Below are 20,554 nucleotides of genomic sequence, written 5' to 3'. Positions count from 1 at the left end.
ACCATGGATGAAATAGTCAAACAGGCGATGGCCAAGTGGCCCAATGTGCCGCATTGCTACGGCTGGCTGGCGCTCGATGCGCGCGGCAACTGGCGCATGCGCGATGAACGCGCGCAGCACTTCAACCAGGCGGGCGACAAGCTGACCAACCCGGCGCTGGTCGGCTTCATCACGCGCAATTACCAGAGCGATGAGCAGGGCCGCTGGTATTTCCAGAACGGGCCGCAGCGCGTCTACCTGAACCTGGAGACCACGCCCTTCATCGCGCGCACCGATCCGGTCCACGGCTTCATGCTGCATACCGGCGAGCCGCTGGGCGAGATCGATGCGGCCTGGCTGACCGAGGCCGGCGAACTGCTGCTGCGCAGCGGCAGCGTGCTGGCCCAGCTCGACGACCGCGACTTCGCGCAGGTGCTGCCACAACTGGAGTTGAACGGACGCCCGGTGGGCGACAACGCCCTGCTGGCGTGGCTGGATGCCGCGGCCAGCGATCCCGCCAGCCTGTCGCCGCTCACCTTGCGCGTCGGCGCGCGCGCAGTGCCGCTGGCAGCCATCGCGCGCGACAGCGTGCCGCAAGCATTCAGTTTCGAACGCCTGCCGCAACCTTGACCGGCCGCCCGCTCCGGGGCATGATGTTACGAGAAAAACAACCCCGGAGATCTCCTGATGAAACGTGCAGCAAAGTGGCTGGGTGGTATTACGCTCGGCCTGGTCGTACTGGTACTGGCCCTGGTCGCCCACACCTGGTACTTCAAACCCATCAAGCTGGACTGGTTCTACGCGCGCGTATTTGCCGCCTTTGCGATCGACAGCCCCGAGATGCTGTCGAGCATGCGCATCCTGCCTGGCTGGCTGGACTTCTACAGCAAGAAGCTGGATGACGCCTCCCCTGCCCACAGCGCCAAACAACTGGCCCAACTCAAACAAGACCTGGCCGTGCTGGAGAGCTACAGCACCGAGGGCCTGGATGCCGAGGCCAAGCTGTCCTACGACACACTGCGCTTCTTCCTGAAAAGCCAGGTAGAAGGCGAACCGTTCGTCGACCACGGCTTCCCGGTCAACCAGATGATGGGCGTGCAGAGCATGCAGCCGCAATTCATGACCGACGTGCACCAGGTCACCGACAAGGGCGAGGCGCAAGCCTATATCACGCGCCTGAACCTGTTCCCCGCGAAGTTCGGCCAGGTGGTGGAATCAATCCGCCAGAGCGAAAGCAAAGGCATCGTGCCGCCCAAATTCACCGTCGACAAAGTGCTGGCGGAGATGAAGGCCGTTGTCGCCGCACCGGTCAAGGAAAATGTGCTGGTGACCAATATGCGCGACAAGCTGGCCAAGGTGAACGGCTTGTCCGATGCCGAGCGCAGCGCGCTGCTGGCACAAACCGAGAAGGCGGTGCAGGAAGCTGTTTATCCCGCATACGGCAAGCTGATTGATGCTTTCACCGCCCTGCAGTCCAAGGCGACTGCCAACAACGGCGCCTGGAGCCTGCCGAACGGCGAGGCTTACTACGCTTGGGCCGTGCGCTCGCATACCACCTCGGACATGACGCCGCAGCAGGTGCATGAGCTGGGCCTGGCGGAAGTGGCGCGCGTTGGCGCGGAGATGGATGCCATCCTCAAAGGCGAAGGCCTGAGCGAAGGCTCGATCGGCAAGCGTGTGCAAATCCTGGCCTCGCGCCCGGAACAGCAATACCCGAATACCGACGAAGGCAAGAAAGCCATGCTGGCGCAGTACCAGGCCATCCTGGATGAAGTAAACAAGGGCCTCGGCCCGGTGTTCGACGTGCGCCCGAAACTGGGCGTTGAAGTGCAGGCGGTGCCGGTTGCATCGCAGGCGACTGCGCCGGGCGCCTACTACATGCAGGGTTCCTTTGACGGCAGCCGCCCGGGCGTGTTCTACGCCAATATGCGCGCGCCGGGCGAGACGCCGAAGTTCGCCATGCGCACGCTGGCTTACCACGAAGGCATTCCGGGCCACCATTTCCAGATCGCGATCCAGCAGGAGATGACGGGCGTGCCGTTCTTCCGCAAGATCATTCCATTCACCGCCTATCACGAAGGCTGGGCGCTGTACGCGGAACGCCTGGCGGCGGAGCAAGGCTTCCAGAAGACCCCGCTGGATAACCTGGGCCGCCTGCGCGACGAGATGATGCGCGCCACCCGGCTGGTGGTCGATACCGGCATCCACTACAAGCGCTGGACGCGGGAACAGGCGATCGATTACATGATGAACACCACCGGCATGGCCGAAGGCGACGTGACGGCGGAGATCGAGCGCTACTTCGTCATTCCTGGCCAGGCGCTGGCGTACAAGGTGGGCATGCTGAAGATTCTCGCGCTGCGCGAACAGGCGAAGAAGGAACTCGGCGACAAGTTCGACCTGAAGCAGTTCCACAACGAAGTGCTGGTGCACGGCGCCCTGCCAATGACCTTGCTGGAAGGCGTGGTCAATGGCTGGGTGGCTAAACGGAAAGCCGCATGAACGACTTTGAACGTGCAGAAGAACTGAACGAGCAAGGCATCGCTCACCGTGAGGCGGGTGATGACGAGCTCGCACTCCAGGCCTATGAAGAAGCATTGCGCCTTAACCCGGACGCAGCTAAAACGCTTTACAACATTGGCCTGGTCTACAAGTATCGCAACGACTGGGTCAAATCCCTCGACTACAACCAGCGAGCCTATGCGCTGCGGCCGGAAGATGAAGCGAGCCGCTGGAACTTGGCCATCGCAGCGACTGCGCTGCGCGACTGGGCCACGGCGCGCAAGGCCTGGGCCGATAACGGCATCAAGCTTGAGGGAGCGGATGGGCCGATTGAAATGGACTTCGGTCCAACGCCGGTCCGCCTGAACCCGGACGGCGACGGCGAAGTGGTCTGGGCCACCCGTATCGATCCGGTACGCGCTGTGCTGCGCAACATCCCATACCCAGACTCCGGATTCCGTTGTGGGGACATCGTCCTGCACGACGGCGCCGGCGTCGGCAAACGCGAATCGCGCGGCCGGGAATACTCGGTGTTTAATGTGCTGGAGTTGTTTGAGGCATCGAAGCTCAGCACGTTCTGCATGGAAGTGCAGGAAGCCACCGAGCAGCAAATGGCGACGCTGGAAGCAGCATTCGATGCAGCCGGGATGCCGTTTGAAGACTGGACGTCCAACGTGCGTACGCTATGCAAAGCGTGCAGCGAAGGCGTTCCTCACGAGCATGCCGACAACGACGACCAGGCGCCGGAGTGGAATCCGACGCGCCTGGTAGGGGTTGCCGCGGTATCGTATGAGGAAATCGCGGCGATCCTCGACCAGGTTGCGGGGGGCGAGCAGATGAAAATCGAGATTTCCATCGAACTGGAAGCGCCAGCCTAGTCCTTGTCTTTCTTCTTATCGCCCATCATTTCGCGACGCTTCGCCTGCAGTTCCCGCTCGCGGGCGTCGATCACCGACTGGTCGTAGTAGGTCGCGTCCGGGGCTTTGCGGGCCAGCGCAAGCTGGTCCAGCGCCGCCAGCACACCACCCAGCAGCACATACGATTCCGCCAGCGAGATGTGTTGCAGGGCGATCTTGCCCTGCTTGGCGTAGGCCTGCGCCATGTAGTCGTGCAGTTCCGGCTCGCGGCGGTACATCTGCAACTGGTCGCGCAGGAAGCGCGTGGCTTCGTCATACTTTCCGCCCTTGATCAGGGCATCGGCGTATTGCCACACCAGGCCGCGCGATAATGGATAGCGGCCCTGCGCCTGATTGGCCTCTTCAATGGCAGCAGCAATCACTTCCGGCTTGCTCTCCTGCGCCAGCTTGATCTCGAGCGACATATAGGCCAGCGCCGAATCCGTCGTTCCGCGCGGGATCGGGGTACTGAACGCGCCCGCGACCGGCGGTTTGTCGATGGTGGCGCGCGCCTTCTCGAGCCACTCCTGGGCGGCGGCGAATTCGGAGCGCTTGAGCGACACCATGGCCATGCCGTACTGGCCGGCGGCCACGTTCTGGCGGCCCGGCTGCTGGATCTGGTTCCTGAACACGGCTTCCGTGTCGGCCAGGCCCTTGCTGCTTTCGTCCTGCAGCACGCGGGCACGAGCGCGGATCAGGTGGAAGTCCATGCCGTCCACGCGCTGGCTGAATTTCTGCTCGCGGATGCGGGCCTGGATATCGGCGATACGTTCGGTGGTCAGCGGGTGGGTCAGCAGCCAGGGCGGCATCAGGTCGCTGTACATACGCGTGCTGTTCTGCATGCGCTGGAAGAACGACACCATGCCGCTGGCGTCATAGCCGGCGGCATTCATGATCTGGAAGCCGACGCGGTCCGCCTCGCGCTCCGCATCGCGGCCGAAATTCAATTGGCGTTGGATCGCAAGGCCCTGCCCGCCCATGAACACGCCCATGGCCGCGTCGGAGCTGGACCTGGCAGCCAGCGCGGCCAGCAGCATCGCCGCCAGGGGAATCAGGGCGTCGCTCTTCTGCGCGCCAAGCTGGCGCGCGATATGGCGCTGCGCCACGTGGCCGATTTCGTGCGACAGCACGGAGGCCAGTTCGGACTCATTCTGCGCCGCCAGCAGCAGTTGCGAGTGCACGCCGATATAGCCGCCCGGCATCGCAAAGGCATTCAGGTTCTTGTCGCGGATCGCGAAGAAGTAATATTCAAGGTTGGCATCGCCGCGTGCGCCCGGCCGGGCATCCACCAGCTTGGTGCCGAAATTATTCAGGTATTCGATGATGGGCGGATCGTCCAGGTAGTCGCGCTCGAAGCGCAGGCTTTGCATGATCTCTTCACCCAGGCGCTTCTCCATCACCGGGGACATGTCCTCGCGCGAAGCATCGCCCAGCATCGGCAATTCAGTCTGCTGCGCCCGCCCTGCCGGGGCAGCGATCAGCAGGCCGGAAATCAGTGCCGCCAGCAAGGGGCGGCGAAAATGTAGTGCATTCACAGTGCTATCATACCCGTTCAACAAGAGAGCTACGCGATGACCGAACACCTTACTCATTTTGACGCCGCCGGCCAAGCCCATATGGTCGATGTCGGCGCCAAGGAAGAAACCCACCGCATTGCGGTCGCCACCGGCAGTATCCGCATGAAGCCGGAAACGCTGGCGCTCATTCTATCGGGAACCGCCAAGAAGGGGGACGTCCTTGGCATTGCCCGCATTGCCGCCATCATGGCGTCCAAGCGCACCGCCGACCTGGTGCCCCTGTGCCACCCCTTGGCCCTGACCCGCGTCGCTGTGGACTTTACCACCGATGAACCCGGCCACACCGTCCATTGCCGTTCCCAGGTGGAAACCTACGGCAAGACCGGCGTGGAAATGGAAGCCCTGACCGCGGTGCAGGTCGGCCTCTTGACCGTGTACGACATGTGCAAAGCAGTCGACCGCGGCATGGTGATGACCGATATCCGCGTCACCGAAAAAACGGGCGGCAAGTCGGGCGACTGGAAAGCCTGATGCTGCGCCGCGCGGCCGTCGCATCGTTCCTCGCCATGTTCGCAGCGTGCGACAGCGATAACGGCGGACGCGGAGCGATGGCCGAGGTGGCGAACGCGGAATGGCACCGCAAAGACCTCAACGCGCACCTGTCACGCTGGCTGGCATTGGCCCCCACGCCTTCCGGCCTGCTGCAAGCCCAATTCGATCGCAGCTGGCAGCCGGCCAGCAAGATGAGCGGCGACCTGACCAGCCATTCCCATCTGGTGTACGCCATGCTGATCGGCTACGAGGCGACCGGCGACAAGCGTTACCTGGACGCGGGCAAGCGCGGCGCAGACTTCTTGTTAAGCTCTTTCCGCGACCCGCTGCATGGTGGCTTTTTCCAGGGCGTCGATGCGCAGGGCAAGCCGGTAAACTTGGGAAAGAACAGCTACGGGCATGCCTTTGCCCTGTTCGCTCTCTCGCATACGGCGCGCGTGACGGGCGAGCCGAAATACAAGGATGCGGCGCTGGCGGCCTGGCAGGACATCCGCCGCAACCTGCGCGAACCAGGCGGCGGCTTGCGCGGTGTGGTGCCTCGTGACTTTGCTTCGACGCCGGAAAAATTTCACACGCAAAATCCCGTCATGCATATGTTCGAAGCCTTGCTGGCCCTGATCGATGCGACCGGCGACCAGCAAGTGGTGGCCGACGCGCGCGCATTGGGCGACTTTGTGCTGAACCAGCTCATGGTCGGCCTGCCCGACGGCGGCGCCTATATTCCGGAGTGGTACGACGCGCAGTGGAAACCGCTGACGAGCGAAGACGGATATACCGACCTTGGCCACCAGTTCGAATGGAGCCACCTGTTGCGCAGCGCGGAAAAACGCGGCTTGCCGCCGCTGTACGCCGATGTGGCGGACCGCCTGCTGAAGTTTGCGGTGGCGAATGGATATGACGAACGCGATGGCGGCATCTTCAACCGTATCTACCCCAGCGGCCAGGTCGACCGCAACAAGTTCTGGTGGCAGCAGGCCGAGGGCATGAAGGCCTTCCTGGCGGCAGCGCATCGGCCGGATATGGCGCGGCGCTACCTGGAAACGCTGGAACTGGTGGATAAGGAAATCCTCGACCGCGACAACGGCGGCTGGCGCTTCGGCGCCAAGGAAACCTGCGCGCATACCGCCTGCAGCATGACGCAGCCCGACCCGTATCACCTGGTTGGACTGGACTGGATGGCCCTATCGACAAAGCAATAGTTGGTGTGCGGCCTTATCGTACAATGGGCAATTGCTCATAAATAGACAATAACGAAGATGGCGAGCGAAAACAAATTGCAGGAATATGCGTTCGAACAGATGAACCTGCAGGTTGGCGGGCGCATTCAGTTGATCACCCATCGCACCCTGCGGCCCATGCAGCATTTTTCGTCCGTGATCGGCTGGGTTCGCGACGAGTACATGATCGTCAAGATCCCGATGGAGAACAACGGACCGATCTCCATTACCGAGGGCGACAAGCTGACGGTTCGGGTGTTCTCCGGCGTGAATGTCTGCTCATTTTCGACTGTCGTGCAGCGCGTGTTCCTGCGGCCGCTGATGTATGCGCATGTGGCCTTCCCGGGCGAGATCCAGGGCACCAGCCTGCGTGCGGCGATGCGGGTGAAGGTCGAGATTCCGGCCAAGATGTCGCGCGACGATGGGAGCCATGCTTCCGTCTTTATGGTGAACCTGAGCGTATCCGGCGCGCTGATCGAATCGGCCCAGCCATTGAGCCGTGAGGGCGAGACCGTGCAACTCGACTTCACCTTGCTGGCGCCGCCCGATGACCGGCAAGTGCGCATCAATACGCCAGCGCTGGTACGCAACGCAACAGTGGTGCAATCACAGAAGATGGACGGGAGGGATGTGTTCAGCTATGGCGTGCAATTCACCGGCCTCGACCCAGCGCACTTCACCTTGCTGCAAAACCTGACCTATGAAGCCATGCTGGCCGATCGGCAGAAAATCGTTTGATTTCCAGTCAACTGCCATGTACAGAATGGCACGGTGGCGCGGTTGCAGAAAAGGGTGGGAAAGTTGTGTTCAGCCATGGAGTGCAATTTCCCCAAGCTGGCTCCGTCGCATTTCGCCTTGCTGCAAAATCTGTCTTTTATATATAAAAAACCGGGCAACGGCCCGGTTTTCTATTAGTGCGCAGCTAAATTATGGAGCTACGTTGTTCTTCACGACTGCAGCGTAGACAGCTGGTGCATCTGCCTCAACGATATCGGTGGTGTTTTTCCACTTCATGCTCGAATCTTTAGTATCCAGGGACGGGGTGAAGGTAATGGTCTTGCCGTCAGCTGCGGGGAAGATCCCGATAGCCAGCTTGATCTTGATTTCGCCGTTGTTAACCGATTCCAGCGAAGCAACTTCCTTGGTGGCCTTGAAGTCGGCGATTTTGGTGATGCCATTGGAGCCAGCGTCGCAGCTGTCGAACACGCCGCCTGCTTCTTGAACGCACACTGCAACTGTGGTCTTGATCGAGTCGACGGCGGTGAGCGCGTTGGCGATCTTCGCTTTGCCGGTGTAGTCCGAGTAAGCTGGGATTGCTACAGCAGCCAGAATACCGATAATGGCCACAACGATCATCAGTTCGATCAGGGTGAAACCGGCTTGTGTTTGACGCCGAATGGATTGCATTTGGTGCTCCTTCAAGTAAATTGAGTCTGATACCGGGGTAATAGCAATCGCCGTGCCAGCTCAATTTTTTTGAATAGTTGCCATGATTCGGTGCTAGGTCTGTCATTCAGACAGCTAGCGCCATCATTTGACGTATCTCAATACGTGAATTTAGCCATTTTCGCGTATTGAGATCCATCAAGGGTGGTGTTTGAGTGTCCGAATGACAGACCAGGCACTGATTGCGAAGCACTGATTGCGCTGATTGCGTGGCTGACTGGCAGAATATCGGCTGAGCAAAAAAAAAACCGGGCCGAAGCCCGGTTTTTTTCTACTTGGATAGATTAGGTACCTACATTGTTCTTGGTAATTGCAGCGTAGACGGCTGGTGCATTCGCCTGAGCGATATTGGTGGTGGTGGCCCACTTCACGGTCGAATCTTTAGGATCCAGGGTTGGGGTGAAGGTGATGGTCTTGCCATCAGCTTCCGAGGAAATGCCGGTGGCCAGGGTGATGGTGATAGCGCCGTCGGTAACCGAAGCCAGGCTTGCCACTTCTTTGGTTGCCTTGAAGTCAGCAGTTGCGGTGATGCCGTTCGAGCCTGCATCGCAGGTGTCTTTCACGCCACCAGCTTCTTGGATGCACACCGAAACTGCGGTTTTGATCGAATCAGCTGCGGTGATCGCGTTGGCGATCTTAGCTTTGGCGGTGTAGTCGGAGTAGGCTGGGATTGCGACAGCAGCCAGAATACCGATAATGGCCACGACGATCATCAGTTCGATCAGGGTGAAGCCGGCTTGTGCCTGGCGCTTAATCATTTTCACGGATTTCATTTTCAACTCCTTCAGAGGGGAAAGAACAAAATTGGGTGAGACACATGATTACGAGCAATGTGTGTGCCATCTCAAATTGTCAACAAAAATCACCGATTTCCGCCAAAAATTGTCAAGTCTTCCTGCTGGGATGACGTTTTTGGTCAGCCGTTTCCGAAATTTGTCAGCTCTTCAGGTGACGGCTGCCAAAATTTGGATTCCCAGCAAATGAACAATTGCAGAGTCATCGACCGCAATGTGCTCTAAAGGCTGATCCAGCCGTCGCTAGAAAAGAAAATGCCCCGCATTTGCGGGGCATCAAAGTCTTGCTACGCCGGCTTCGCGGGCTGTTTCCAGCGTTGCGAAGCCCGGTTTAGATTAGGTGCCTACGTTGTTCTTGGTGATTGCGGAGTAGACTGCTGGTGCGTTGGCCTGGGTGATGTTGGTGGTGGTGTTCCACTTCACGGTCGAGTCTTTAGCAGCGATAACTGGGGTGAAGGTGATGGTCTTGCCGTCAGCTTCGGAGGAAATGCCGGTGCCCAGAGTGATAGTGATCGCGCCGTCGGTAACCGAAGCCAGGCTAGCGACTTCTTTGGTTGCCTTGAAGTCTGCGGTTGCGGTGATGCCGTTCGAGCCAGCGTCACAAGTGTCTTTTACGCCGCCTGCTTCTTGGATGCACACGGAAACTGCGGTCTTGATGGAGTCAGCCGCGGTGATTGCGTTGGCGATCTTAGCTTTAGCGGTGTAGTCCGAGTAAGCCGGGATTGCCACAGCAGCCAGAATACCAATAATGGCGACAACGATCATCAGTTCGATCAGCGTGAAGCCGGCTTGTGCCTGGCGCTTAATCATTTTCACGGATTTCATGTGCAACTCCTTCAGAGGGGAAAGAAAAAAATTGGGTGAGACACAGGAGTAAAAGCAATGCGTGTGCCATCTCAAATCATCAACAAAAATCACCGTTTTTTGCCAAAAACTGTCACATTTCTCCTGCTGTGATGACGTTTTTGGTCAGCGGCTTCCGAAATTTGTCAGCTCTTCAGGCGTCGGGCTCCAAAATTTGCATCCCCAGAAAATGAGCAATTGCAGAGACATCGACCGTCCGAGAGGATGATCTTACTGTTGCTAGAAAAGAAAATGCCCCGCATCTGCGGGGCATCATCGTCTTTGCTATGCGGGCTTCACAGGCTGTTTCCAGCGTTGCGAAGCCCGGTTTTACTACATAGCTAGATTAGGTACCTACGTTGTTCTTCACGATTGCCGAGTGAACAGCTGGTGCATTTGCTTGAACGATGTTGGTGGTGGTGTTCCACTTAACGGTCGAATCTTTAGCAGTGATAACTGGGGTGAAGGTGATGGTCTTGCCGTCAGCTTCGGAGGAAATGCCGGTTGCCAGGGTGATGGTGATCGCGCCGTCGGTAACCGATGCCAGGCTAGCGACTTCTTTGGTTGCCTTGAAGTCAGCGGTTGCGGTGATGCCGTTCGAGCCTGCATCGCAGGTGTCTTTCACGCCGCCTGCTTCTTGGATGCAAACGGAAACTGCGGTCTTGATCGAGTCAGCAGCGGTGATCGCGTTGGCGATCTTAGCTTTAGCGGTGTAGTCCGAGTAAGCTGGGATTGCTACAGCAGCCAGAATACCGATAATGGCCACAACGATCATCAGTTCGATCAGGGTGAAGCCAGCTTGTGCTTGTTTCTTAATCATCTTCATCGATTTCATTTTCTAGTCCCTAAGATTTTAAAAATTGCTCAGTGTATTGAGGCAAAGATAGTAGAGCAATAGCCGTGCCAGCCCGCTATAGTGCAAAATCCAGTGAAAATCGACCAATTTTTGTCAACTTAAGGTCGACTAGTTGACGGTTTTTGTCAAAGGGCAACTAAAAATTGTCCAAGGTCTGACAAAAATCGTCAGCCGACACGGAATGCCATCAGGATTCCGCTAAGGTCGAGGATGTCGCCGGCACTCAGCGGGTGCGGTTGGCGCGGCATCGGGTCGCCGTTCAGCAAGGGCGATTTCTCGCCTTCCACGTGGGCGACGGAATAGCCCTCGGGAGCGCGGGCGATCACCACTACTTGTACGCCAGGGCGGCCAAGGCTGGTGACGGCCTTGGTCAGGCTCAGGGTTTTGCCGGCATTCGTGCCGTTCAGGACTTCTATATGGGCCAGCGGCAGTTCCGCGAACTGGGTGTGCGGCGAAGACGATTCCGAAGGCGGAACCGGCATGGCAGGGATGGTCGCGGCGGCGGCGGCCAATGGGCGGATGCCGTCGCTGACGAATTCGAGGTGGTACTTGGCCATCTTGATCACGTCCTTGTGCTGCAGGAAGTGCTTGCCGATGCGGTGGCCATTCACAAATGTACCATTTGTGCTTTGCAGGTCTTCCAGGAAGGAGTCGTCCAGGATGGTCGTGATGAGGGCATGCTCGCCACTCACAGCGCCGTGGTTCAGGACAATGTCGTTATGCTTATGGCGGCCGACGGTCATGCGCTCTTTGGTGAGCTGCACCGTCTGCTCGATAACACCTTCTCGCATCACGAGTAGTTTTGCCAAATCAATATCCTCCTGGTAAACGCAAACGGGGAGCCGAAGCTCCCCGTTATCATACAGCTACTATTACAGCATTGCCTTCAACAGACGAGCCATTTCGGAAGGGTTCTTGGTAACCTTGATACCGCAGGCTTCCATGATTTCCAGTTTGGCTTGTGCGGTGTCGGCGCCGCCCGAGATCAGCGCGCCGGCGTGGCCCATGCGCTTGCCTGGAGGAGCGGTGACACCGGCGATGAAGCCAACTACCGGCTTCTTCATGTTGTCCTTGATCCAACGGGCTGCGTTGGCTTCGTCTGGACCGCCGATTTCGCCGATCATGATCACAGCGTCGGTGTCAGGATCGTCGTTGAACATGCGCATCACGTCGATGTGCTTCAGGCCGTTGATCGGGTCGCCGCCGATACCAACTGCGGAAGACTGGCCCAGGCCCAGTGCGGTCAGCTGGCCGACTGCTTCATAGGTCAGGGTGCCGGAACGCGAAACCACGCCGATACGGCCCTTCTTGTGGATGTGGCCAGGCATGATGCCGATCTTGATTTCGTCCGGGGTGATCAGGCCTGGGCAGTTAGGGCCCAGCAGCAGGGTCTTGGAACCGGCCTTCGCCATGCGGTCCTTGATTTCCATCATGTCGCGGACTGGGATGCCTTCGGTGATGCAGATGGCCAGGTCCAGGTCAGCTTCCACGGCTTCCCAGATCGCGGCGGCTGCGCCTGCTGGTGGAACGTAGATCACGGAAACGGTCGCGCCGGTTTCCGAAGCCGCTTCCTTGACGGAGGCGTAGATTGGGATGCCTTCGAAGTCTTCGCCGGCTTTCTTCGGGTTCACGCCAGCAACGAAAGCTTCACGGCCGTTCGCGTAGTCGCGGCACATGCGGGTGTGGAACTGGCCGGTTTTGCCGGTGATGCCCTGGGTGATGACTTTGGTGTCTTTATTGATCAGGATAGACATAGTGATTCCTTAATTATTTACCGGCAGCGGCAGCGACAACGGCCTTGGCTGCATCTTCCATGGTGTCAGCGGCGATGATTGGCAGGCCGGAGTCGGCCAGCATCTTCTTGCCCAGGTCTTCGTTGGTGCCCTTCATGCGGACCACCAGCGGAACTTGCAGGGACACGGCTTTGGATGCGGTGATCACGCCTTCGGCGATCACGTCGCAGCGCATGATGCCGCCGAAGATGTTCACCAGGATCGCTTTCAGGTCCGGGTTTTTCAGCATGATCTTGAACGCTTCGGTCACTTTCTCAGCCGTTGCGCCGCCGCCCACGTCCAGGAAGTTGGCAGGCTCGCCGCCGAACAGCTTGATGGTGTCCATGGTTGCCATGGCCAGGCCAGCGCCGTTAACCAGGCAGCCGATGTTGCCATCCAGCGAGATGTAGGCCAGGTCGAATTTCGATGCTTCGACTTCAGCTGGATCTTCTTCGTCCAGGTCGCGGTAAGCGACGATTTCCGGACGGCGGAACAGGGCGTTCGCGTCGAAGTTGAACTTGGCGTCCAGGGCGATGATCTTGCCGGAACCGGTCACGATCAGCGGGTTGATTTCGGCCAGCGATGCGTCGGTTTCCCAGTAGGCTTTGTACAGGCCTTGCAGGTTGGTCACGGCGTCAGCGATGGAGCCTTCCGGCACGCCGATCTTGCGGGCCACGTCGGCAGCATCAGCGGCGGTCAGGCCAACAGCTGGATCGATCACGACGTTGTGGATCAGTTCTGGATGCTTTTCAGCGACTTCTTCGATGTCCATGCCGCCTTCGGAGGAAGCCATCAGGACAACGCGCTGGGTGACGCGGTCGGTCACCAGGGAAACGTACAGTTCCTTCTTGATGTCGGCGCCTTCTTCGATCATCAGGCGGCGGACTTTCTGGCCTTCAGGGCCGGTCTGGTGGGTCACCAGTTGCATGCCCATGATCTGGTCGGAGTATTCCTTGACCTGTTCCAGCGACTTGGCTACTTTCACGCCGCCGCCTTTACCACGGCCACCGGCATGGATCTGTGCCTTTACGACCCACACTGGGCCGCCCAGGGTTTCGGCAGCTTTCACTGCTTCTTCCACGGACACGCACGGGATGCCGCGCGGTACGGTCACTCCGAAGTTTCGGAGGATCTCTTTGCCTTGATACTCATGGATTTTCATGCTGGCTTTCCCTTCTTTCGAATACCTGTTTGTTGGTTAGATGTATTTTGTACAGCACCTAGGCTGCTTCCGTCTTGTTGACGTACCAGCGCGGGTAGAACTCGGCAACTGCCCCGCCATCGGTCTTGAGGGCGTGGCACTTATCAAGTTGGAACGGTTTCTCTGTCGCAGTGCTGGAGCGCTCGTTCACCGGCCAGACATCATTGGCAAAGGCTTGCATGGCTGCCGTCGGCAGCACCAGGGCCAATTCTGTCAGGTGGGTACAACCATGTACGCCGGCCAGCCTTTCCTTGACTGCATGGCGAAAACCCTTCGTCAGGTTCAGGCCGATCAAGGCTTTATAGGCTGGGCCAATCGTGTCGCAATGGCCAGGATAAGGAACGGCGTCCGAACTTGCTTCGGCATCGACGATGGTCAGCTGCTTGTCGACGGTCACACGCAGCCACAGGTCGTGCAGGGCTTCATTGCCCTTGCGCGGACCGGATGCCAGCATGGTGTCGAATGATTTGATGTCCGTGATATGGGCGTCAAGATCCCACAAGCCATCCTCGCGTGAATACGCCTGGATGTCTATGGCGCGCGTATGCCGCAGCGCACGTCGAGAGACTGGATTTGACAGGGACATAAGACCGATGCCACTCAAAAGTGGCCAAAATTATAAGCAGCTAATCAGTACGCCGCAGCTTCTACGGACAACCACCGCACCCGCGGTGCTGCATAAAACTATCGAAGTGTAGCACACCTTATCAGGCCAATTTAAAAGTCCTCGTCGGGCATGGTGCCCTTCATGGCGGTGCGGATGGCTTTCTGCGAGAAGCCGCGCGACATCAGGAAGCGCAATTGTTTCTGGCGGCCTTCGGGATCGGCGGCGACTTCGCCGAATTTGCGGCGCCAGACCTCGCAGCAGCGCTCGACTTCGTCCTCTTTCAGGCTTTCCTTGACTTCGGCCAGCGTGTCGCCGCCGATGCCGTGGTGCTGCAGTTCAGCCACAATGCGGCTGTTGCCGTAGCGGGCGGAGCGGCGGTGCACCAGGTTTTCGGAAAAGCGCTCTTCAGAGAGCCATTTATTTTGTTCGAGTAAATTGAGGAGGGCTTCGACGTCGTCGCCCTCTTCCGCGTGGCGCTGCAGCTTGCGGGCGAGTTCGAGGCGGCTGTGCTCGCGCTGACTGAGCAGGCGGAGGGCACGGGCTTTGAGGGTGGGTTTGGGGAGGGGCATCTTTTAAACCGGTAAACCAGGGTCTGACCCAAGGGTCAGACCCGCGTGCCGGAGTCACGGGCCGAGGATCAGACGGGTCAGACCCTCGGGTCTGACCCAGACTTACCGGTTTAGTCGACTGCCTTCAGCTTAGGCGCAGGAGCTTCCTCGCCATCAGGCACCGCAGGCAACTCACGCACGCCCAGCGCGGCACGCACCTTGTTCTCGATTTCGCGCGCCAGGGCTGGGCGCTCTTTGAGGAAGGTACGGGCATTGTCCTTGCCCTGACCGATACGCTCGCCGCCGTAGCTGTACCAGGAACCCGACTTCTCAACGATCTTGGCGTCCACGCCCAGGTCGATGATCTCGCCTTCGCGCGAAGTGCCTTCTCCATACAGGATGTCGAAGTGGGCTTCCTTGAATGGAGGCGCAATCTTGTTCTTGACGACCTTGACCTTGGTCTCATTACCGATCACCTCGTCGCCCGACTTGATGGAGCCGGTACGGCGGATGTCGAGGCGCACGGATGCGTAAAATTTCAGCGCGTTACCGCCGGTGGTGGTTTCCGGCGAACCGAACATCACGCCGATCTTCATACGGATCTGGTTAATGAAGATTACCAGGGTGTTGGTGCGGTTGATGGTGCCGGTCAGCTTGCGCAGCGCCTGGGACATCAGTCGCGCCTGCAGGCCCGGCAGCGAGTCGCCCATATCGCCTTCGATTTCAGCTTTCGGGGTCAGCGCGGCAACCGAGTCGACCACGATCAGGTCCACGGAACCGGAGCGCACCAGCGCGTCGCAGATTTCCAGGGCTTGCTCGCCGGTGTCCGGCTGCGAGATCAGCAGTTCGTGCAGGTTGACGCCCAGCTTCTGTGCGTAGGTCACGTCCAGCGCGTGTTCCGCATCGATGAAGGCGCAGGTGCCGCCCAGCTTCTGCATTTCAGCGATGGCTTGCAGGGTCAGGGTGGTCTTGCCGGAGGATTCAGGACCGTAGATTTCCACGACACGGCCGCGTGGCAGGCCGCCTACGCCCAGCGCGATATCCAGACCCAGGGAGCCGGTGGAGACAGTCTGCACTTCCTCGATCGGGGCCGATGCATCCATGCGCATCACGGAGCCTTTACCAAACTGCTTTTCAATCTGGGCCAGCGCCGCGGCCAGGGCCTTGGCTTTTTCCGATGCCGGTACTGCTCCTTTTTTGTCGTCCATGATGTTCTTTCGCGCTAGATAAGTTGGGTCACTACGTATGTACAGGTGATACTGTATAAAATTACAGTGCTTTTGACAAGCCCCTTTTTGCAAACTTTGCGATTTATCAAAGAGGTGGTTACAGTTAGCTTATGCGTATCCTATTAGCCGAAGATGACAGCGTCCTCGCGGACGGCCTGACGCGCTCCCTGCGCCAGTCCGGCTATGCGATCGACTGCGTAAAAAATGGGCAGGAGGCGGACACGGCCTTGTCCACCCAGGAGTTCGACCTGCTGATCCTGGACCTGGGCCTGCCCAAGATGTCCGGCCTGGAAGTGCTGCGCCGCCTGCGCACGCGCGGCTCGCTGCTGCCGGTGCTGATCCTGACCGCCGCCGATTCGGTCGAGCAGCGGGTCAACGGCCTCGACCTGGGCGCCGACGATTACATGGCCAAGCCTTTCGCACTGTCCGAGCTGGAAGCGCGGGTCCGCGCCCTGACCCGGCGCGGCCAGGGCGGCGGCTCCACCGTCGTCAAGCATGGGCCCCTCACTTACGACCAGGTCGGGCGCAGCGCCTATATCAATGAGCAGATGCTGGACCTGTCGGCGCGCGAGCTGGGCTTGCTGGAAATCCTGCTGGCGCGCACCGGCCGCCTGGTGTCGAAGGAGCAGTTGGTGGACCACCTGTGCGAATGGGGCGAAGAGGTCAGCAACAACGCCATTGAAGTGTACGTGCACCGCCTGCGCAAGAAGATTGAAGTGGGCGGCATCCGCATCGCCACCGTGCGCGGCCTCGGCTACTGCCTGGAGAAATTCAACCCGCCGCAAGCGCCGGCTGCCACGTGAACGGCGAGCGGCAGGCCGCCGACTGGGAGCACGCCCCGGCCGCCGAAGAGAACGAGATCCAGCACTCGCTGTTCGGCGAGATCCTCGACTGGATGCTCGCTCCCCTGCTGCTGCTATGGCCAATGAGCATCGCCATCACCTACCTGGTGGCGAAGTCGATCGCCAACCAGCCCTTCGACCATGCGCTGGAAGACACCGTCACCGTGCTGACGCAGCAGGTGCGCGAGGTGGCCGGCGCGATTCCCCGCCTGCCCGGCCCGGCGCGCGACATCCTGCGCGCCGATGACATCGACAATATCTATTACCAGATCAGCGCCCCTAACGGCAGCTACGTGGATGGCGACCGCGACCTGCCGCCGCCCAAGCAGGACCCGGAGCTGCAGGAGATACGCTCCGGCGAAGTCATTTTCCGCAGCGCCAACCTGCACGGCACGCCGATCCGCATCGCCTACACCTGGGTCAACCTGGAAGAAGACAAGGCGCTGCCACCGCGCCTCGCCCTGGTGCAGGTCGGTGAAACGCTGGATAAGCGCGCCAAGCTGGCCAATGAAATCATCAAGGGCGTGATCCTGCCGCAGTTCATCATCCTGCCCATCGTGCTGGCCCTGGTGTGGTTTGCCCTGTCGCGCGGACTGCTGCCGCTGCGCGAGCTGCAGGAGCGCATCCGCGCCCGCCCTTCCGACGACCTGAGCCCGATCCCGCCGCGCCAGGTACCGGAAGAAATCACACCACTGGTCAAGTCGCTCAATGAAATGCTGGAGCGCCTGAAGCTGTCCATCGATTCGCAGAAGCGCTTCATTGCCGATGCGGCGCACCAGATGAAAACCCCGCTGGCCGGCATGCGCACGCAATCCGAACTGGCGCTGCGCCAGACCGACCAGGCCGAGGTGCACCGCTCGCTGGAACAGCTGGCCAAGTCGTCGGAGGCAGCCACCCGCCTGGTGAACCAATTGCTGGCACTGGCGCGTGCTGAGAACCAGCCGCAGGCCGGCACCGCGATGGCGCCGCTGGAACTGGGCGAAGTGGCACGCAACACGGTGCACGACTGGGTGCAGGCCTCGTTCAACTACGGCATCGACCTTGGCTACGAGCCGCCGCATGAAGAGGTGCCGATTTCCGGCAACGCCATGATGCTGCGTGAAATGCTGTCCAACCTGATCGACAATGCCTTGCGCTATACGCCGCGCGGCAGTGCGGTCACGGTGCGCGTGCGCCGCACCGGCAGGCACGCCCTGCTCGAGGTGGAAGACAACGGCCCCGGCATCCCGGCGGCCGAGCGCGGCCACGTGTTCGAACGCTTCTACCGCATCCTGGGCAGCAATACCGAAGGTTCCGGCCTGGGCTTGCCGATCGTGCGCGAAGTGGCGCAGCAGCACGATGCGGAGGTCGACCTGTTCGCCAACCCGCGCACCACCGACCCGAAATATCCGGGCTGCCTGTTCCGCGTCACGTTCCCGCTGCGCGTGCCGGACACCGCGCCCGATGAAGAAGAGGTACCGCATTTTGGATAAGATCGAGCGCCACTGGCGCCGCGTACGCCGCATGACCGGCTGGCTGCTGGCCACCTGGCTGCTCACCACGTTCTGCATCATTTTCTTTGCGCGCGAGTTGAGCGGGCTGTCGATCTTCGGCTGGCCGCTTTCATTCTACCTGGCCGCGCAAGGCGCTTCGCTGATCTACCTGGCCATCATCGGCTTCTACGCCTGGCGCATGCGCGCGCTGGAGCGGCTGTACCGCAATGAGGACGCAGCATGAGGACGCCCTTCTTCCGCAAGCTGCAGCGCTACTACACGATCTTCACCGGCTGCTTCGCCATGTTCCTGCTCGCGCTGGCGATGCTGGAGAAGGAAGGCATGCCGCGCCTGTGGATCGGCTACCTGTTCATGTTCGCCACCATCATCCTGTACGCGGCGATCGGCGTGATCAGCCGCACCTCGAACGTGGCGGAATATTACGTGGCGGGGCGGCGCGTACCTTCGCTGTTCAACGGCATGGCCACGGCCGCCGACTGGATTTCCGCCGCCTCCTTCATCTCGCTGGCGGGCGGCCTGTACCTGCACGGCTTCGACGGGCTGGCCTACATCATGGGCTGGACCGGCGGCTACTGCCTGGTGGCGCTGCTGATCGGGCCTTACCTGCGCAAGTTCGGCCAATACACCATCCCCGACTTTTTCGCGGCGCGCTACGGCGGTGGCTTCAACGGGCGCGCGGTGCGGCTGATGGCGGTCGGCGCCACCATCATCGTGTCCTTCACCTATGTGGTGGCGCAGATTTACGCGGTGGGCCTGATCGCCTCGCGCTTTACCGGCGTCGATTTCTCGGTCGGCATCTTCCTCGGACTGGCGTCGATCCTGGTGTGCTCCTTCCTGGGCGGCATGCGGGCGATCACCTGGACCCAGGTGGCGCAGTACATCATCATCCTGGTAGCCTTCCTGATGCCTGCCATGTGGCTGGCGGTCAAGCACGGCGGCAACCCGGTGCCGCAAGTCGCCTACGGCAAGCTGCTGCCCAAGCTCAGTGCGCGTGAGGTGCAGCTGGCGCATGACGATAAGGAAGCCGAGGTGCGCGAAGTATTCCTGCAGCGCGCCGAGGATTTCGGCGTACGCCTGCACGGCCTGCCCGCCTCCTGGGATTCGGGCCGGGTCGAAGCGCAGCACAACCTGGACATGGTCAAGCAACGCAATGGCTCGCTGCTGGAAATCCGCGCCGCCGAACGTGCGCTGGCCGACTATCCCAAGACGGTGGAAGATGCAGCCGCCGTATGGACGGCGCAGCGCAACTACAACCTGGCGCGCGGGCGCGAACTGGTTAAGCATGCCGAGCCCTTCCCCGGCGCCGACCGCGAGCAGTCGAACCAGAAGCGCAACAACTTCCTGGCGCTGGTGTTCTGCCTGATGATGGGCACGGCAGCGCTGCCGCACATCCTGATGCGCTCCTACACCACGCCATCGGTGCAGGAGACCCGGGTATCGGTATTCTGGACCCTGTTCTTCATCCTGCTGGTGTACCTCACCATCCCGGCGCTGGCGGTGCTGGTCAAATACGATATCTACAGCTCCCTGGTGGGCAGCGATTTCGCGCACCTGCCGACCTGGGTGTCATATTGGGCGAATGTGGACAAGGCCAACCCGCTGCTGTCGATCAGCGACGTCAACCTGGACGGCATCGTGCAGCTGGCCGAAATCCAGATCGACAGCGACGTGCTGGTGCTGGCCACGCCGGAGATTGCGGGCTTGCCTTACGTGGTGTCGGGCCTGGTGGCCGCGGGCGGGCTGGCAGCTGCGCTGTCCACTGCGGACGGCCTGCTGCTGGCGATCTCCAACGCGCTGTCGCACGACGTGTACTACAAGATCGTCGACCCGGAAGCGTCAACCCAGAAGCGCGTGACAATCTCCAAGCTATTGTTGCTGGCGGTGGCCTTCATCGCAGCCTATGCGGCCTCGACCAAGCCGGGCGACATCCTGTCGCTGGTGGGCGCCGCCTTCTCGCTGGCCGCATCGACACTGTTCCCGGCCCTGGTGGCCGGCGTGTTCTGGCAGCGCGCCAACCACCAGGGCGCAATCGCCGCGATGGTGGCCGGCTTCTTCACCTGCCTGTACTACATGCTGCATGCAAATCCGGTCTTGGGTGGCAGCATCAGCGGGCAGTGGTTCGGCATCGCGGCCAATTCGGCTGGCGTGTTCGGGGTGCCGGCCGGCTTTGCAGCGCTGGTCGTGGCCAGCCTGCTCACGCCGCCCCCCGATGCGCGCGCCTTGTCGCTGGTGCGCCATATCCGAACACCCGAATAGAACA

Annotated in this window: 21 protein-coding genes; 10 read left to right on the top strand and 11 right to left on the bottom strand. The window is 60.3% G+C overall.

What is annotated here, in order from left to right:
* Positions 1-3: 3 nt before the first annotated feature.
* The 3 genes from ACQ4MM_RS22645 to ACQ4MM_RS22635 are packed head-to-tail and all read left to right on the top strand — an operon-like array spanning position 4 to position 3,359.
* Positions 4-609, top strand: coding sequence for a DUF2946 family protein (locus tag ACQ4MM_RS22645; protein ID WP_431479477.1), 606 nt, complete (start codon positions 4-6; stop codon positions 607-609).
* A 57-nt stretch (positions 610-666) separates the two neighbouring features.
* Complete coding sequence (locus ACQ4MM_RS22640) at positions 667-2,481, top strand: DUF885 domain-containing protein (RefSeq protein WP_431479476.1); 1,815 nt, start codon at positions 667-669, stop codon at positions 2,479-2,481.
* Positions 2,478-3,359 carry a tetratricopeptide repeat protein gene (locus ACQ4MM_RS22635; protein ID WP_431479475.1) on the top strand — a complete coding sequence of 294 codons (882 nt, stop codon included), beginning with the start codon at positions 2,478-2,480 and terminating at the stop codon, positions 3,357-3,359. Before ACQ4MM_RS22640 ends, ACQ4MM_RS22635 begins: the two co-directional genes overlap by 4 nt.
* On the opposite strand, the gene ACQ4MM_RS22630 is transcribed toward ACQ4MM_RS22635, so the two are convergent.
* Positions 3,356-4,813: a beta-barrel assembly-enhancing protease gene (locus ACQ4MM_RS22630; protein ID WP_431479551.1), complete on the bottom strand. Its 1,458-nt coding sequence runs from the start codon at positions 4,811-4,813 to the stop codon at positions 3,356-3,358. The two genes, ACQ4MM_RS22635 and ACQ4MM_RS22630, sit on opposite strands and share 4 nt — an antisense overlap.
* A 135-nt stretch (positions 4,814-4,948) precedes the next feature.
* Between ACQ4MM_RS22630 and moaC the strand changes: the two genes are divergently transcribed.
* The 3 genes from moaC to ACQ4MM_RS22615 are packed head-to-tail and all read left to right on the top strand — an operon-like array spanning position 4,949 to position 7,401.
* Positions 4,949-5,425 (top strand): cyclic pyranopterin monophosphate synthase MoaC, encoded by a 477-nt coding sequence (moaC, locus tag ACQ4MM_RS22625; protein ID WP_431479474.1) that lies wholly within the window; start codon positions 4,949-4,951, stop codon positions 5,423-5,425.
* A complete protein-coding gene (locus ACQ4MM_RS22620) occupies positions 5,425-6,645 on the top strand; it encodes an AGE family epimerase/isomerase (RefSeq protein WP_431479473.1) in 1,221 nt (406 codons plus the stop codon). Before moaC ends, ACQ4MM_RS22620 begins: the two co-directional genes overlap by 1 nt.
* A gap of 57 nt (positions 6,646-6,702) precedes the next feature.
* On the top strand, positions 6,703-7,401 hold the full coding sequence (locus tag ACQ4MM_RS22615; protein ID WP_431479472.1) for a flagellar brake protein: 699 nt from the start codon (positions 6,703-6,705) through the stop codon (positions 7,399-7,401).
* A gap of 189 nt (positions 7,402-7,590) precedes the next feature.
* Here ACQ4MM_RS22615 and ACQ4MM_RS22610 read toward each other — a convergent pair whose 3' ends face one another.
* From ACQ4MM_RS22610 to recA, 10 genes are all read right to left on the bottom strand, one after another.
* Positions 7,591-8,070, bottom strand: coding sequence for a pilin (locus tag ACQ4MM_RS22610; protein ID WP_431479471.1), 480 nt, complete (start codon positions 8,068-8,070; stop codon positions 7,591-7,593).
* Between the two features lie 323 nt (positions 8,071-8,393).
* Positions 8,394-8,882, bottom strand: coding sequence for a pilin (locus tag ACQ4MM_RS22605; RefSeq protein ID WP_431479470.1), 489 nt, complete (start codon positions 8,880-8,882; stop codon positions 8,394-8,396).
* Between the two features lie 357 nt (positions 8,883-9,239).
* The gene (locus ACQ4MM_RS22600; protein ID WP_431479469.1) at positions 9,240-9,728 is read right to left on the bottom strand and encodes a pilin; all 489 of its coding nucleotides are present in this window, start codon (positions 9,726-9,728) and stop codon (positions 9,240-9,242) included.
* A gap of 364 nt (positions 9,729-10,092) precedes the next feature.
* A complete protein-coding gene (locus ACQ4MM_RS22595; protein ID WP_431479468.1) occupies positions 10,093-10,581 on the bottom strand; it encodes a pilin in 489 nt (162 codons plus the stop codon).
* Between the two features lie 188 nt (positions 10,582-10,769).
* Complete coding sequence (locus ACQ4MM_RS22590) at positions 10,770-11,411, bottom strand: FHA domain-containing protein (RefSeq protein WP_431479467.1); 642 nt, start codon at positions 11,409-11,411, stop codon at positions 10,770-10,772.
* Between the two features lie 63 nt (positions 11,412-11,474).
* On the bottom strand, positions 11,475-12,356 hold the full coding sequence (sucD, locus tag ACQ4MM_RS22585) for a succinate--CoA ligase subunit alpha (RefSeq protein ID WP_055933947.1): 882 nt from the start codon (positions 12,354-12,356) through the stop codon (positions 11,475-11,477).
* Positions 12,357-12,369: 13 nt separating this feature from the next.
* Positions 12,370-13,536: an ADP-forming succinate--CoA ligase subunit beta gene (gene sucC / locus ACQ4MM_RS22580; protein WP_431479466.1), complete on the bottom strand. Its 1,167-nt coding sequence runs from the start codon at positions 13,534-13,536 to the stop codon at positions 12,370-12,372.
* Positions 13,537-13,594: 58 nt separating this feature from the next.
* A complete protein-coding gene (locus tag ACQ4MM_RS22575) occupies positions 13,595-14,161 on the bottom strand; it encodes a DUF2889 domain-containing protein (RefSeq protein WP_431479465.1) in 567 nt (188 codons plus the stop codon).
* Between the two features lie 131 nt (positions 14,162-14,292).
* Positions 14,293-14,751 carry a recombination regulator RecX gene (recX, locus tag ACQ4MM_RS22570; protein ID WP_431479464.1) on the bottom strand — a complete coding sequence of 153 codons (459 nt, stop codon included), beginning with the start codon at positions 14,749-14,751 and terminating at the stop codon, positions 14,293-14,295.
* Positions 14,752-14,861: 110 nt separating this feature from the next.
* On the bottom strand, positions 14,862-15,938 hold the full coding sequence (recA, locus tag ACQ4MM_RS22565; RefSeq protein WP_431479463.1) for a recombinase RecA: 1,077 nt from the start codon (positions 15,936-15,938) through the stop codon (positions 14,862-14,864).
* 131 nt (positions 15,939-16,069) lie between these two features.
* On the opposite strand from recA, the gene ACQ4MM_RS22560 reads away from it, so the two are divergent.
* The 4 genes from ACQ4MM_RS22560 to ACQ4MM_RS22545 are packed head-to-tail and all read left to right on the top strand — an operon-like array spanning position 16,070 to position 20,550.
* Positions 16,070-16,762: a response regulator gene (locus ACQ4MM_RS22560; protein WP_431479462.1), complete on the top strand. Its 693-nt coding sequence runs from the start codon at positions 16,070-16,072 to the stop codon at positions 16,760-16,762.
* A complete protein-coding gene (locus ACQ4MM_RS22555) occupies positions 16,759-18,273 on the top strand; it encodes a sensor histidine kinase N-terminal domain-containing protein (protein ID WP_431479461.1) in 1,515 nt (504 codons plus the stop codon). The genes ACQ4MM_RS22560 and ACQ4MM_RS22555 overlap by 4 nt, the downstream gene beginning before the upstream one ends.
* Entirely contained in the window at positions 18,245-18,517 is a 273-nt protein-coding gene (locus tag ACQ4MM_RS22550; RefSeq protein WP_431479460.1) for a DUF4212 domain-containing protein, read from the top strand. The genes ACQ4MM_RS22555 and ACQ4MM_RS22550 overlap by 29 nt, the downstream gene beginning before the upstream one ends.
* Positions 18,514-20,550: a sodium:solute symporter family protein gene (locus ACQ4MM_RS22545; RefSeq protein WP_431479459.1), complete on the top strand. Its 2,037-nt coding sequence runs from the start codon at positions 18,514-18,516 to the stop codon at positions 20,548-20,550. Before ACQ4MM_RS22550 ends, ACQ4MM_RS22545 begins: the two co-directional genes overlap by 4 nt.
* The last annotated feature ends 4 nt before the right edge of the window (positions 20,551-20,554 follow it).

The sequence above is a fragment of the Massilia eburnea genome (assembly GCF_050709955.1).
GTDB classification, from domain to species: Bacteria; Pseudomonadota; Gammaproteobacteria; order Burkholderiales; family Burkholderiaceae_D; genus Rugamonas; species Rugamonas eburnea_A.
The sequence above is the reverse complement of the archived record's forward strand: the minus strand, read 5'-3'. Positions and strand labels throughout refer to the sequence as shown.